This is a genomic window from Streptococcus sp. 27098_8_148 (genome assembly GCF_041432105.1).
GTDB lineage: Bacteria > Bacillota > Bacilli > Lactobacillales > Streptococcaceae > Streptococcus > Streptococcus parasanguinis_AE.
Genome location: NZ_JAPVYY010000001.1, coordinates 216,615 through 230,458, shown reverse-complemented (window position 1 = coordinate 230,458; position 13,844 = coordinate 216,615). Strand labels below are relative to the sequence as shown.

The window sequence follows — 13,844 nt, the reverse complement described above, 5'->3', positions numbered from 1 at the left end:
CTGGGACAAAAGTCCTAGCCTCTCAATTGTTTTTGGATTGTCGAACAAGGCGCAGTGGTTGAGTGGGCTCTACTACGCTGATTTCATCAGCTTTTACAGCCCTACTCAACTGTGCGGAGGTGGGACGACGAAATCGAATTCTAACGAATTACCGATTTCTGTCCCACTCTCTATTTCATATAAATCATCCCTGTACAGGCTTGCTCTGAAAGTTCGACAAAGCCGAGAGACTGGTAAAAGGCTAGATTTTTCTCGCTACGTTCAGTGACGAGGAGCCGTTGATAGACAGTAGGGAAGGTCGCTAAAGCCTCTGTTAAGAGTTTCCTTCCGATACCTTGACGCTGGTAATCTGGTCTTACCAAAAGGTCCTGCACAAAAATAACCGAGTGGCCATCACCTACCAAGCGAATGTAGGCGACGAGCTCTTTCTCATCATAGACGGCCAACTGCCAGAGACTGGCTTTGACAGCTTGTTCCAGCATAGATGGGTTGTTGGTATAATTGGTCCAACCCACCGAGCTGTAGAGTTCGAGTAGGTCTGTCATCGCTGGAATTTCTTTTTTATAATCTAACATCTTAACTCCTTTTTAACCTATAGTGCTGGAAGAAGGCGATATCCCGGTAAGGGGACTCTTGGCAAACGGCCAGCTCCATCTTGAGCATAGACTCTCGCCAGCCTTCTTGGCCCTTGAAGCGATTGTCCTGCAAGGCATAAAAGATACGGATCCCTTGGTAGTCCTGAACTTCGAGGGCTAGATCGTCTACTGCTCTATCTAGATCATAGGCCTGTGCCAAACCCATGGAGTGGGTTTCCAGATCCTGACCTGCTAAGAGATCAAGCGCCTTTTGAGTATCATTTTCAAAAACGACGGTCTGCAGGACGCGGCCAACTTCATTGTGCTTAACGATAGAGAGCAAGCCTCCTGGTTTCAAGAGACGGATGAATTTCTTGAGAACCACCTTGCGATCCTCTACATACTCCAAGACATTATGGCAGAGGATGACATCAAAGCTGGCATCTTCAAAGCTCTCTATCTGGTCCAGACTCCCAACGAGTTGCTGGTAGGGATGGTCCTGGACCCGCAAGGCCACCATTTCCTCATTGGGTTCCACAGCAAGGACTTGATTGTCTTGCGCCAGGTGGTTGGCTACAAGGCCAAAACCACTGCCGAAATCAAGCACTCGCTTCCCCTTGATGTCCTGTAATTGTTCAAAAAGGATATCATAATAGATCTGTCCCCAGGGTTGCCGAAGGTTTTCTAAATAGGCTTGAATATTTGCGGCCATCGATCTCCTCCTATTTGAAATTGAACATCTTGCTAGCTATCTTATCCGAGATGCGTGGGAAAAGGGTATAGAGCTTGTGGGTCAGGTTCAAAAGCCAAGGAAGATTGAGCTCACGTTTTGGTTTTCCAAAGTTTTTAACAATCTTCTTAGCCACAAAGTCTGGTTCCAAAATGTAGCGATCCACAGCTTTGACATAGCTTCCGTCTGGGTCTGCCTGATCAAAGAAAGTGGTCCGGATGGGGCCTGGATTAACCGTCGTCACATGGACACCAAAAGGCATGAGTTCCAACCGCAGAGCATTGGAGAAGCCGATGGCCGCAAACTTGGTAGCCGAATAAAGGCTGGATTTGGCAGTTGCGACGAGACCCGCCATGCTGACGATGTTGACGATGTGCCCCTTTCCTGCTGCCTTCATGTGCGCACCCATCAAGCGTGAAAACTGCATGAGGGCAAAGGTATTGACCTCAAACATTTCCTGCACCTGCTGGTCAGAAATGCGATCAAAGGCCTCAAAAATCCCATAGCCTGCGTTGTTGACCAAGATATCAATCTGCCCGTAGCGCTGATAGAGCTCTTCTACCAAATCTTGGACGGCTGAGGAATCAGTGATATCAATCCCGATGCATTCAGCTTGAGGATGACTGGCATAGAGTTGTTCCAGTTTTTCTTGATTTCTACCTAGGAGAATCAGCCGATCTTCAGGGAGGAGCTTGACCATTTCTTGGGCCAAGCCTCCACTTGCTCCTGTTATGAGAATGGTTCGCATCTTAGATCTCCACTTCTTCCAAATCTTTGACGACATAGACATTTTCAAAAATGCTGGATGCATCCTTGCGCAATTGGCTGATGTCTTTTGATAAGAAGCGAGCACTGATGTGGTTCAAAAGAAGGCGCTTGGCTCCAGCTTCACGCGCCACTTCTGCCGCCTGCATATTGGTCGAGTGGCCGTGTTTCTTAGCAATCTTCTCATCGCCCTTGCCATAGGTAGACTCATGGACGAGGACATCCGCATTGACTCCAAGGCGGACGCTAGCATCAGTCTTTCTGGTATCTCCGAGGATCGTGATAATCTTACCAGGCCGAGGGGCTGAAATATAATCCGCTGCAATGATCTTAGTCCCATCTTCCAGGGTGACATCTTGGCCATTTTTAACCTGACCAAAGAGCGGCCCAAAGGGAACACCCGCTGCCTTCAGCTTATCTGCGTCCAGTGTTCCTTCGAGGTCTTTTTGCATGATCCGGTAACCCACACAGAAAATGGTGTGGTCCAAAGCCTCCGCATAAACCGTAAATTTATCGGTTTCTAAAATCTTGCCCAGAGAATGTTCATCGAATTCATGAAAATGAATGCGGTAAGGCAGGCGAGAGCCTGATACGCGAAGACTGGTCATCACAAAGGATTTGATGCCTACTGGTCCATAGATATCCAGATCCGTCTGCTCTTCATTGGCCTGAAAGGCCCGACTAGAGAGGAAACCTGGCAAACCAAAAATATGGTCTCCGTGTAGGTGAGTGATAAAGATCTTGCTAACCTTTCGCGGACGAATGGTCGTTTCTAAAATTTGATTCTGTGTCGCTTCGCCACAATCAAAGAGCCAGACTTCATTGATCTCATCCAGCAATTTGAGCGCTAGGCTCGATACATTACGGGCTTTTGAGGGTTGCCCAGCTCCCGTTCCTAAAAATTGAATGTCCATTGTCTACTTTCTATCTATATAAATCATGGCCGTCCGGTTCTCTGAACGGAAAGAAAGGTTGCCTGGGTAGGCTTGCGCTAACTCGAGGAGCTCTTCTTGGTTATATCCTGACAGTTTCAAGCGTCCATCTTCCAAGGTCATCAAGTCAGTCAGAGCTGAGAGGGCTTCTGTTTTTGTGACCACTTCTGGGCCGGCCTCTTGCAGACAGATCTTGCCATCTTTTTCAAAGACCAAACAATGTGGAAAGATCTCTGCGACTTCAAATAAAATGGCAGGGGTGATATCTTCTGCTGGATGTTCAGCAAAGACACAGGCTAGCTCTTCATTTACGTAAGCCAAGCCATAAGACTTCCCAGATAAGTTGAGGCGAATAAAGGGCTTTCGTTCATCAAAGCTTTGCTGAACTGTGAATAAGTCAAATACCCGACTTAAGTCCAAGAAATAATCCATGGCCTCCTTGGGGCTCTTCTTTTGATAGAGCTCAGCAAAATAGGCGTTGATCACACTTGGGGGAGGCGTAATCACACGGAGACGCAATTCCTCAGGGATCGTGCTTAAAAGATTGGTCAGATAGACCCGATCGAGGCTGGTATAGCCTCCATATTTTATTGCTAAATCAACGTAATCCGTCATAAAATTCTTCCAACTTCCACTTATTTTTCTCTGCGATATAGCCTTGAATGACCTCGACATCCTCTTCAAATTCCCGCTGGTCAATGATCGCAACCGTTTCTAGATCATGTGTCCGATAGGATTTTGAAAAGGGAACGCGAATGGTAAAGGGAACAAAGAGTTCTCTCAGTTTTTCTAGAAGCAAAGCCTGGAGATCTTCACGGGCTGTCTCAGAGCGTGCTGAAATCAAGCTAAAAGGTGTCTGGGTTGGTGTAAAGTCTGCTACTTTATCTGCTTTGTTGTAAAGCGTCAAGCGAGGGATCTCCAGCATATCCAGGTCCTTCATGATCGAAAGCACGGTCTTTTCATGCTCTTCAGGATTAGGATCAGACGCATCGATGACATGGACCAGGAGGTCTACATTCTTACTTTCTTCCAAGGTCGACTTAAAGCTTGATACCAACTCTGTTGGTAGATCTTGGATAAAGCCAACCGTATCGGTCAGCGTCACTTGCAGATTGCCTGTTAGATGGATGCTCTTGGTTGTGGCATCCAAGGTCGCAAAGAGTTCATCGGCTTCATACTGGCTCTTACTGGTCAGCTGATTCATAATGGTCGACTTTCCTGCATTGGTATAGCCGATCAAACCAATCTTGAAAACAGGTGATTCCAAACGTTTTTCACGAAGGGTTTCCCGGTTCTTTTCAACTGCCTTGAGCTGGCGCTCGATATCGGTGATTTGATTGCGAACGCTCCGGCGGTTCAACTCCAACTGACTTTCCCCTGGACCACGAGAACCAATTCCCCCAGCCTGACGGCTGAGCATGATTCCTTGACCGACAAGGCGTGGCAAAAGGTATTTGAGCTGGGCCAAGTGAACCTGCAGCTTCCCTTCATGACTCCTAGCCCGCATGGCAAAGATATCTAAAATCAGCTGCATCCGGTCAATGACCTTGACCCCAAGAATTTCTTCTAGGTTGACATTTTGACGGGGGGTTAGGCGATTATTGACCACCACGGTCGTAATCTCATCTGCTTCGACCATTTGAGCGATTTCTTCTAGTTTTCCTGAGCCGACAAAGGTCTTGGTGTCGTATTTCTCCCGCTTTTGTGTATAGGAACCCCGGACATCTCCACCGGCTGTTTTAGCCAGGCTCGCCAACTCCTCCATAGACATGTCAAAATTGTCCATGCCTTGAAGTTCCACACCGACCAAAAGGATGCGTTCTTGTTTTTTTTCTGTTTCAATCATGCTGTAAAAACTCCTTTACATCTGCAAGAACCTGCTCCTTGAAGTGGGGGGCAGAAATGGCGTAAAAGGTCACTTCCATTCGATTTCGAAACCAAGTCAGCTGGCGTTTGGCAAAACGACGCGTATTGCGCTTGAGGATCTCACTAGCTTCCTCTAGGCTCTGCACTCCCTTAAAGTAAGGAAAGAGTTCCTTGTAACCAATGCCTTTAGCTGCCTGAACCTCCGGATGGTCATCATAGAGCCACCGGGCTTCATCCAGCAAGCCTTCCTCTAGCATGCGATCTACTCGGCGATTGATGCGCTCATAGATCAAGGACCGTTCATCATCTAGACAGATGAGATAGGGTTCATAATCGGTCTCTTCGTTTGTGAGGTCCTGCCCAAAATGCGCAATTTCAAGAGCCCGCATGGCCCGACGGCGATTGAGCTGAGGAATCACAAGTCCTTGCTCCGCTACCCTTTGGTACAAGTCTTCGTCCGACAGCACGTCCAATTGACCACGATAGGCCAAAATCTCTTCATGAGGAACTTCACCACCTAGATGATAACCTTCGAGCAGACTTTGGATGTAAAGACCCGTCCCACCTGCAATGATAGGAAGCTTGCCTCGAGCTGTGATATCCTCAATCGCTGTCTTAGCTTCTCTTACAAAATCAAAAGCCGAGTAAGACTCGGTCACCTCCCGCACATCGATCAAATGATGGGGAGCTGCTGCTTGCTCTTCTGGTGTCGCCTTGGCTGTTCCAATATCTAGCTTGCGATAGACTTGTTGACTATCGCCACTGATAATTTCACCATTGAGGGCTTGCGCTAAATCGATCGCAAGAGCAGTTTTTCCAACAGCAGTCGGTCCCACAATCACAATTATCTTGGTTTTCATCGTTTTTCCTTGCAAAATTCACGTTTTTTCGTTACCATATATTATAACATAAATATTTAAAGTTCAGAAAAGGAGAAATTCTCATGGCTAAAGGATTTGGTAAAGGTTTTGTTACTGGTGTTGCTGGTACAGTTGCTGCTGTCGCAGGTGCAGTTTACACATTCAAGAAAAAAGTAATCGAACCAGAAGAACAAAAAGCAGCTTTCATCGAAGAAAACCGCAAAAAAGCAGCACGTCGCCGTGTCTCACACTAATCATTCAAAAAGCTCCGGGAAACCGGAGCTTTTTTTGCTGAAGAAAAAGTCCATTTTGGAAAATTTTCTCTTATTGGTAGGGTTTGTCACGATATGCTAACACAAGTAATGCTAAAAGAATTAGAATGATATATATTATGCTTATTCAAACATATACTGAAACTTTCTGCCGTGAGAAAAGTGCTAGAAACACTATGGTTTCTAGCACTCGGTAGTTTTGAGAGTAAAACAGTTCGGGGAACTGTTTTAGCCTGAGCTTAAAAATTAAAAAGCGAAGGGGTTCAAAACTAATTGAACACGGGCTGCGGATCGTGTCAAAAAGATAAGTTTTCCTAGAATCTAAAGTTTCTTCGTCAAACTTCCTATTTTGACTTTATCCGCAGGCGCCCTTTGTATCTTGATTTAGTCATGGAACTTCCTGGATTGCTGAAATCATCCACTGGATAATTTCACCTAACGTCCGTACTCACCTGAGGAAAGTTTCTATGATGACGTTTGTCTTCAATCTAAAAGCCTCGGGAAACCTGAGCTTTTAGATTGAAATTTCACCGTTCTTTGATCATTTTCGTTGCGATCTCCAAGAGTTCGACTCCCATCTGAAAATGCTCGTCTAATAAATCATAGACGGCATCTTCGGACAAGACACCACAAGGAAGATCTGCCGGAAAGTCAGCTTGATTGGACAAGTCCAAATCATCAAAATAGACCTGACTACTATAATAATCGCGCAGTTGGATATAGCTTTCCTGATGCTCTCTTAGCTGATCCACTGCTTTTTTGGTTTCTTCCAAAGTTTTGGCATAGTCATTCAAATAACCTTCCATTCTTTGGATCCGTTCGATGTTTTCCTGTGCAATTGCCATGATTTACTCCACTTTCACCACTTCTAGATGGGGGCCACCTAGAAGCACGAGGTATTTTTCTACTTGCTCTTTGCCATAAGAACGACGAAGAGCTTCTGCATAGAGATCGAGCTGATCCCGGTAGCGTTCGACCAATTGGCTAGGAACCTTGTAGTGATCCGTCTTATAATCAAAGAGCAGGATCCGGTCTTCTAGCACGATATACCCATCCAAGATTCCCCGCACGACAAAGTTCTCTCCACTAGCTGGATCTTTCTTCAACATGGCAAAGGGGGCTTCACGGTGAACACGAGGGGCTTCTCTTTGAAGCAAGGCCCCCAAAGGCGTCTCATAGAAAGCGAGAATGGCCTCTAGCTTGATGCGCGCTTTGACCGCTGGCTCTGCTTGGACTTGCTCCAAGGCTTGACGCAGTGTATCAAGAGTGATTTCTTCTTCAAGAGGCACGCGCTGCATGAGTTCATGGACAGCACTACCGACTTGTGCTCCCGTCACTGCTTTTTCTTGCCCAAAAGTCGGAAGCTCAAAGTCAGGCGTTACAGGATTTGCATCCATAATTTGAACGCCATTGGCATCCATGACCGGCTCGTAGAATTTCTTGATCTGGCTAGGGGTACGGACAATTGGCAAATGAATGGCCGGAGCATAAAGCTGATTGAGGCGATCAACATTTTCCAAGATATCCAAAGCCCGACGAATATCCTCTGACTGGCGGACATCCTTGAGCTGATCCAGGCGGGAATCCTTCTCCTTCTCTAGTGGCTCCAGCTGATCCGTTGTCAGGTCTTCGTCTGTCACAAAACGCGTGTCATAAGCCAGGGTATTCTTGGCAAACACATCTTGAATAGCAAAGAGCCAGTCCTGATAAGAGGTCCATTCTTTTCGTTTTTCCGGATCCAGCTTGCCATTGCGACTGGTCCCCCAATCGGTATCGCGCAGTTTGTCCTCACGGCCTTTTCCGACCAGATAGAGCTTGAGCTCGGCCCGTGTCATAGCAACATATAGAAGACGCATTTGCTCTGAAATCGTGGCTAATTTTGTTTCTTCCACATTGCCCTGGTAGCAAGGTGTTTCGATCTGCAGGCGGATGGTTTCAGGGGCGGCTGGATTTTCGGTCTTAACTGGCAGGTTGGCAATGTATTTAAAGCCAATCCCTTTTTGACGGCTGAGAATGATCGGTCCCGATTGATCCTTGCGGTTAAAAGCCTTGTCCATATTGAGAATAAAGACATACTTGAATTCCAGCCCCTTACTCTTATGAACCGTCATGAGCTGGACGGCATCTTTGGGTGCCGCCAGAGGAACGCTGGCCAAATCGTGTTCATTTTCGATCACCTTATCAATCATGGCAATGAAGCGCGACAAGCCCTTAAAGCTGGCCTTCTCGTAATCATTGGCCCGAAGCGTCAAGGCATAGAGGTTGGCCTGGCGCTGGGCGCCATTTGGAAGGGCGCCAACATAGTCGTAGTAATAGCGATCCTCATAGATTTTCCACAGCAAATCATAGAGCGAAGAAGTCTTGGCAGTAGCGCGCCAAGAAGATAAAACCTTGATGAAGTTCTCGATTTTAGCTAGGAGCTTGGCATCAATCAGATTGGCATGCTCTGCAGTCTGCTTAAGGGCTAACTGGACCTTGTGGTAGAAAGCCATTTGCTTTTGCTCTGGAAGCGACTGCAAGGAAATTCGTGCCAGCTCATCTTCGTCAAAGTCAAACATGGGTGATTTCATAAGGGCTACTAAGGAATAATCATGCAAGGGATTATTAATGGTCCGCAAGGTATCCAACATGACCATCACTTCCAGCGACTCTAGATAATGCGCTTGTCCGCTATCTGCCACAATCGGAATCTGGTACTGGTCAAAAGCTTCCAGAATCGCGTCATTTCGCGTTCGAGTCGCGGTCAAGAGCGTGATCTCTTTAAAAGGCACTTTTTCCACCCGATGGAGGCGTAAAATTTCTTTGATGACAAGGAGAATTTCTCCCTTGGAAACCGTCTCAAGTCCAAGGGTTGCTTCCTCATCTTCGGCCTTTTCTTCCTGGTCTTGGCTGCCATCATAGAGCAAAAATTCAGCCCGATGTTGTGGCAAGGCCATCCGCTGCTTGTCGCTTCCTGCAACTAGATAGTGGGTTTGATTGTAGTCAATCTCTCCTACCTCTTCGTCCATCAAATGGCGAAAGACATCATTGGTCGCATCCAACACTTCCACATGACTCCGGAAATTTTCCTTGAGGAGGATCAACCGCCCTTTCGCCCCTTCTTTTTGATAAGCCTTAAATTTGTCATTGAAAATCTGTGGATCTGCCTGACGGAAACGGTAAATCGATTGCTTGATATCCCCCACCATGAAGCGATTGTGACCATTTGATAGCAAGTCCAACATCCGCTCTTGGGTGTGGTTGGTATCTTGGTACTCATCGACCATGACCTCATGGTATCGCTCTTGAAAGGCTTGTCTCACCTCTGGGAATTGCTCTAAAATTTGAATCGCAAAATGACTGATGTCTCCAAATTCATAAGCCTTTTCTTGGATTTTTCGTTCCAGATAAGCGTGAGAAAAGTCTCTGATAAAGTCCCGTAGCAAGGAGAGCATGGGGCCTTCTTCTTGGTGGAAGGTTTGTTGAAATTCCAGCTGATAGAGCTGATTTTCCAAGTCTCTGAGGCGGTTGATATGTATGGTTTTATCCTGGTTATAAGCCGTGACTAACTCTTTCAACTCTTCCTTACGAGCTCTATTGGTCAAGGCTCCCCCATTTGAAGCCCGACTAATCGCCACGACTGCTTTTAGGACAGAGGTCAGTTGCTCTTTATTGGTGGGACCTGTCAGGCTTCCAATTTGATCGAGCACCTCTTCGACAGCTTCCAAATATTTGGCCTTGCCAAATGCTTGGCCCTCATTGGACAAATGAAAGGCAAAAAAGCTTTCTGCCTCATAAAGGGCCTGCTGGATGCTCTCCATCAGAGCACCTTCAACCTGTTCAAAATCAGTCTCCTCATAACCTTTTAGGAAATGCTCTTCCAGCCATTTCTCCGGATCACTGGTCGACTGAAGAAAGTCATAGATCTGGTAGATCTGTTCTTTAAACAAGGTTAAATTTTTGCGCTGTCCCGTGAAATTCTTGACCATCTGCACAAAGGCTTCTTGGTTTTCCCCCTGGTAATAGCGGTCAAAAACAGCCTGAAAGACTTCATTTTGTAAGAGGCGTTGCTCACTAGCGTTTTGTAAAATGCGAAACTGGGGTGCCAACCCAAGCAAATAGCCATAGCGCGTTAGGACCTTTTGGGTAAAAGAGTCCATGGTTCCGATATCGCTGGTGGCGACATCTGCGATTTGACGGGCCAGGTGTTGCTTGAGCTCTGGGTCATCGCTCGCTTGCAGGGCTTTTCCAAGTTCACTTTCCAAACGCTCCTTAAGCTCCCCTGCTGCCTTGACCGTAAAGGTTGAGATAAAGAGCTCCTTAATCGAAATGCCACGCTGCATCTGATCCAGTATCCGCTGCACCATGACAAAGGTCTTTCCTGATCCAGCAGAGGCCGACACCAGGATATTGGTCCCCGAACTATAGATGGCATCGATCTGTTCTGGCGTCCGCTTTTGCTCTTTGGTAGAAGCTGCCTCTTGGACCTGGAGGGCCTTGATTTCTTCTCTTGTCAAAAATGCTTGTTTGATCATTTGTTCAAGACCTCCTTCATCTTCTCGATCCAAGCGGCTTTCACCTTTTCACCGCGTATTCCTTTTTGGTCTAGTTTGGTCAAGAACCGTGCCTGACCTAGGTGACGATCCGCTTCAAATCCTGTGATGGATTTAAACTGCTCCACGAATGGTGCGATATTGCGCCCATTTTCACTATAGGGATTGATGGCAAATTGCCCCTTGAGGATCCCTTCTGCTGCTGTTTTATAGAGATAAGCGTTGTACAAGAGGAGCAAGTCCAGCTCTTCCTTACTCAGCATCATGGCCTTGTTTTTGTCATAGGCCTCGCCCAGATAAGGCGCCTGATCTGCCATAAAGAGCCCCTTGTACTGTTGACTTTTCATGGTTTGGTTGATGGCATCCTCTATTGTCTTGGTCTTTTTCAGATCCACTACAGGATCTCCCATTTCCAAATACATGGCTCCGAATATCCCTTGTTCTTCTTGGTATTCCTTCAAATCCTGAATCGCAGAAAGATAGGTCGGCAATTGAGAATTTAGTCCATTAAAGAACTTGTCATAGTGGAACTGCGTCAGACTGGACTTGTAGTCCACGACTCCGAGGGCTCCCCGATCCCTCAATTGATCAATGCGATCCACCTTGCCTCGTAGCTGCAGGAGACGGCCATCGGACAATGGATAAGAGGTGTGGGTACTTCCACCAAAGAGGGTCTCCTCACCGATGGTCTCGATACCATTTTGCTGGGCGAGGACACGCCCTGTTGTTTTCGCGGTATCAAGAAGCAAGTTGCGAATAAACTCGGTCTCTCCATTTTCTCCATACAATTGTTGGAACTCTGCTTCTTGGCTGGTTTCTCGAATCGCCTCGTTTAAACGCCGATCAAAAGCTTGATCGGAGCCATCTTTTAAGACTCGTTCAAAGGTCCGGTGCAAGAAATTCCCATGACTGCGGGCATCTGGCCGGATGGTTTCATCCTCTTGTAAGCCCAAGACATAGCGCAGATAAAAGGCATACTGGTGCTTGTAGTATTCATTCAAGGCAGAAGCGGATAAGGTCAAGGCTTTGCCCTCTGGATAGAGCGCTTGAAGCGTATCCGACTGAAGCTGACGGCTCTTTAATTCCGTTGAAATCTGAGGAATCTGGATACCTTCAGCGGCTAATTTCTTGCGCAAGACCCGTACCGCCACACCCCAAAAGCTGGCTTCTTCAGGAGACAACTCACTCGTAATTTCTTCTTGATGGAGTTCGATCACGCGCGCTAGGAGGGCCCGGTAGGTCCCGATATCATCACTCGAGGCTTGGGCTTGTTTGGTCGTCCACTCGATGGCAATAGGTTCCTTGGTCAATTCGACAAGGTAAGGAGAGACACTATCTTCCATTTCATTGACCAAGCTAGGGGCCGATAGGACCAGTTGGTTGGTCGCCGCATTGAGGAGCGAAACCGCCACAAAGCGATTCTTCTTGAGATTTTCGCTGGTCACCACCTGGAGCTCTGCTCCTTCTTGGGTGGCCTCATTCAGCTGCTGGCGCTCTTCTTCACTGAGTAGAGAGGTGTTCTGAGCGATCTTTGGAAAACGCTCCTGGGTCAGCCCGATCGCGTAAACAAAAGGCGCTGTCAAGGGTTCAATCAAGTCATAGGACTGAACCGTCACCACATCGACCGTAGCAGGAATTGTCCGGTATTGAGACAATTGCATCCCCGATAAGAGGAGAGCTAGAAAGTCATCAACTGTCAGCTCTTGGTCCTCAAAGACCACGTTCAACTCCTCTAAGACATGGAGAAAGGCCTTCCAGACCTGGTCATAGCGCTCCTGCTCCTCCAAGGCTAGATCCTTGATCAAAGCTTGGAGATTCTGAGAAAGTTGGGCCTCTTGCAGAAATTCTGTAAAGGCGGTTAAGAGATGGGTCACCTTTTGTTTGCGCTGTGAAAAGAAAGGAACTAGAGGTTCTACGACGCGTTCTCGGAGAGTATTGAGTTCTTCCAAATTAAACTTGCCCTGACGATTGCTAGTAAAAGGCTTGTGAAATTTTGTAGCACCTTTTACTTCCGCAAAACGAAGATATTGCTCAAAAGCATCGACTTCTGCTTGCGTCAGATCACTATACAGACCCGTTTTCAATAGATTGATGACATCTTCTGTCTGGTAATTGAACTGTTTGATCCGCCCTAGCGATTCAATGACCTGAATCAAGGGATGGTGGACCATAGCTTCACTTCGTCCCAAGTAAAAGGGGATCTGATACTGATCAAAAATGGTCTTGAGTTGCAGTTGATAAGCTTCCACATCGCCTAACAAGACCCGAATATCCCGATAGCGGGCCCCATCATGAAGACGCTGACGGATGGATTTGGCAACAAATTCCAACTCTTCTTTTTGCGTGTTGGTTTGCCAGAGTTGAACAGCGGTTCGATCTTGGTCCTCCAGCTCATCTTCTACTTGTGAAAAATCGTAGCGCGCTTCTAGCATGCGGGTAATGCGACTAAAAGAGTCTTCGATCGCTTGCCCACAATACTGAGGCTGTATCTCAAAAGTCTTTGCCAGCTGAAGGAGAAAGTCAACACTGGCTTGGTAAAGATTACCCTCTCTAAAGCTTGCCCGATAGGCTTTTTCACTGGCATAGACCCCGATGACAATCTCCACTCCTTTTCGGTGAAGGAGACCAATCAAGGCCTCTTCTTCTGCAGAAAAACGCGTGAAGCCATCGACAACGATCGCCACATCCTGTAATTGCTCTTCCAAGTGCCCTTCTTCGACCTGATTGAGGAAAAAGGCCATCTTGGACTGGGATTCATACTGGTGCTGGACCAGCATCTCTGAGACCGCTTCAAAAATAGCCAAGAGGTCCTCTCTTTTTTCAGCTTCCTCGAGCAACTCTAAATCGGTAAAATCCATCTGGGCCGTCTGCAATTCATGATAGAGCTGGACCAGTTGCTGGATAAACTGAGGATCCTTGCGCAGGGCCCCGTAAACTTTAAGATCCTGCTCCTTCATCTGGGAAAGAGCTTTAAAAAATAGCATGCCTAGACCGATGTCATCTAAGGGTTGCTCCTCAAATACCTGGTTCAGGATGAAATAACGGGCCATTTGGGCAAAGCGCGTTACGGTAATAGCAAAAGAAGCCTGACCTTCTAAATAGGACAAAACCTTGGCTTCTTTTTCAAAGGAAAGAGAGTTGGGCGCAATGTAAAACACACGCTTGCCCTGTTCTACTAACCCTACGGCTTCTTGTGTCAGGACCTGGGTCAAGGGGGTCCGAACATCCGTATAGAGTAATTTCATCCGATCCGTTCTCCTTTTGGCATTTTCTTGAGAGCTTGTTATCTTCTTATTATATCATTTTCACAGG

General features: G+C 47.0%; 11 protein-coding genes. 1 reads left to right on the top strand and 10 read right to left on the bottom strand.

The features are described from left to right. Positions 1-170: 170 nt before the first annotated feature. The 7 genes from O3646_RS01080 to miaA are packed head-to-tail and all read right to left on the bottom strand — an operon-like array spanning position 171 to position 5,728. On the bottom strand, positions 171-575 hold the full coding sequence (locus O3646_RS01080; protein WP_155124765.1) for a GNAT family N-acetyltransferase: 405 nt from the start codon (positions 573-575) through the stop codon (positions 171-173). Between the two features lies 1 nt (position 576). Next, positions 577-1,287, bottom strand: a complete 711-nt coding sequence (locus O3646_RS01075) for a methyltransferase domain-containing protein (RefSeq protein ID WP_371610393.1) — start codon at positions 1,285-1,287, stop codon at positions 577-579. Between the two features lie 10 nt (positions 1,288-1,297). Further along, a complete protein-coding gene (locus O3646_RS01070; protein WP_003002681.1) occupies positions 1,298-2,053 on the bottom strand; it encodes an SDR family oxidoreductase in 756 nt (251 codons plus the stop codon). A 1-nt stretch (position 2,054) separates the two neighbouring features. Continuing rightward, positions 2,055-2,984, bottom strand: a complete 930-nt coding sequence (gene rnz, locus O3646_RS01065) for a ribonuclease Z (RefSeq protein ID WP_003011107.1) — start codon at positions 2,982-2,984, stop codon at positions 2,055-2,057. A 3-nt stretch (positions 2,985-2,987) separates the two neighbouring features. Further along, positions 2,988-3,617, bottom strand: a complete 630-nt coding sequence (locus tag O3646_RS01060) for a cystathionine beta-lyase (protein WP_049491458.1) — start codon at positions 3,615-3,617, stop codon at positions 2,988-2,990. Beyond that, positions 3,601-4,848 (bottom strand): GTPase HflX, encoded by a 1,248-nt coding sequence (gene hflX, locus O3646_RS01055; protein ID WP_371610392.1) that lies wholly within the window; start codon positions 4,846-4,848, stop codon positions 3,601-3,603. Before hflX ends, O3646_RS01060 begins: the two co-directional genes overlap by 17 nt. Next, positions 4,841-5,728 carry a tRNA (adenosine(37)-N6)-dimethylallyltransferase MiaA gene (gene miaA / locus O3646_RS01050; RefSeq protein ID WP_371610391.1) on the bottom strand — a complete coding sequence of 296 codons (888 nt, stop codon included), beginning with the start codon at positions 5,726-5,728 and terminating at the stop codon, positions 4,841-4,843. Before miaA ends, hflX begins: the two co-directional genes overlap by 8 nt. Positions 5,729-5,811: 83 nt before the next feature. Here miaA and O3646_RS01045 point away from each other — a divergent pair, with 83 nt between their 5' ends. Then, complete coding sequence (locus O3646_RS01045) at positions 5,812-5,982, top strand: DUF3042 family protein (RefSeq protein WP_003002781.1); 171 nt, start codon at positions 5,812-5,814, stop codon at positions 5,980-5,982. A 545-nt stretch (positions 5,983-6,527) separates the two neighbouring features. Here the strand turns inward: O3646_RS01045 and O3646_RS01040 are convergent. The 3 genes from O3646_RS01040 to rexB are packed head-to-tail and all read right to left on the bottom strand — an operon-like array spanning position 6,528 to position 13,777. After that, positions 6,528-6,845 carry a DUF4298 domain-containing protein gene (locus O3646_RS01040; protein ID WP_049475317.1) on the bottom strand — a complete coding sequence of 106 codons (318 nt, stop codon included), beginning with the start codon at positions 6,843-6,845 and terminating at the stop codon, positions 6,528-6,530. 3 nt (positions 6,846-6,848) lie between these two features. Then, positions 6,849-10,514 (bottom strand): helicase-exonuclease AddAB subunit AddA, encoded by a 3,666-nt coding sequence (gene addA, locus O3646_RS01035; protein ID WP_371610416.1) that lies wholly within the window; start codon positions 10,512-10,514, stop codon positions 6,849-6,851. Continuing rightward, complete coding sequence (gene rexB, locus O3646_RS01030) at positions 10,511-13,777, bottom strand: ATP-dependent nuclease subunit B (protein WP_371610390.1); 3,267 nt, start codon at positions 13,775-13,777, stop codon at positions 10,511-10,513. Before rexB ends, addA begins: the two co-directional genes overlap by 4 nt. Positions 13,778-13,844 lie beyond the last annotated feature (67 nt).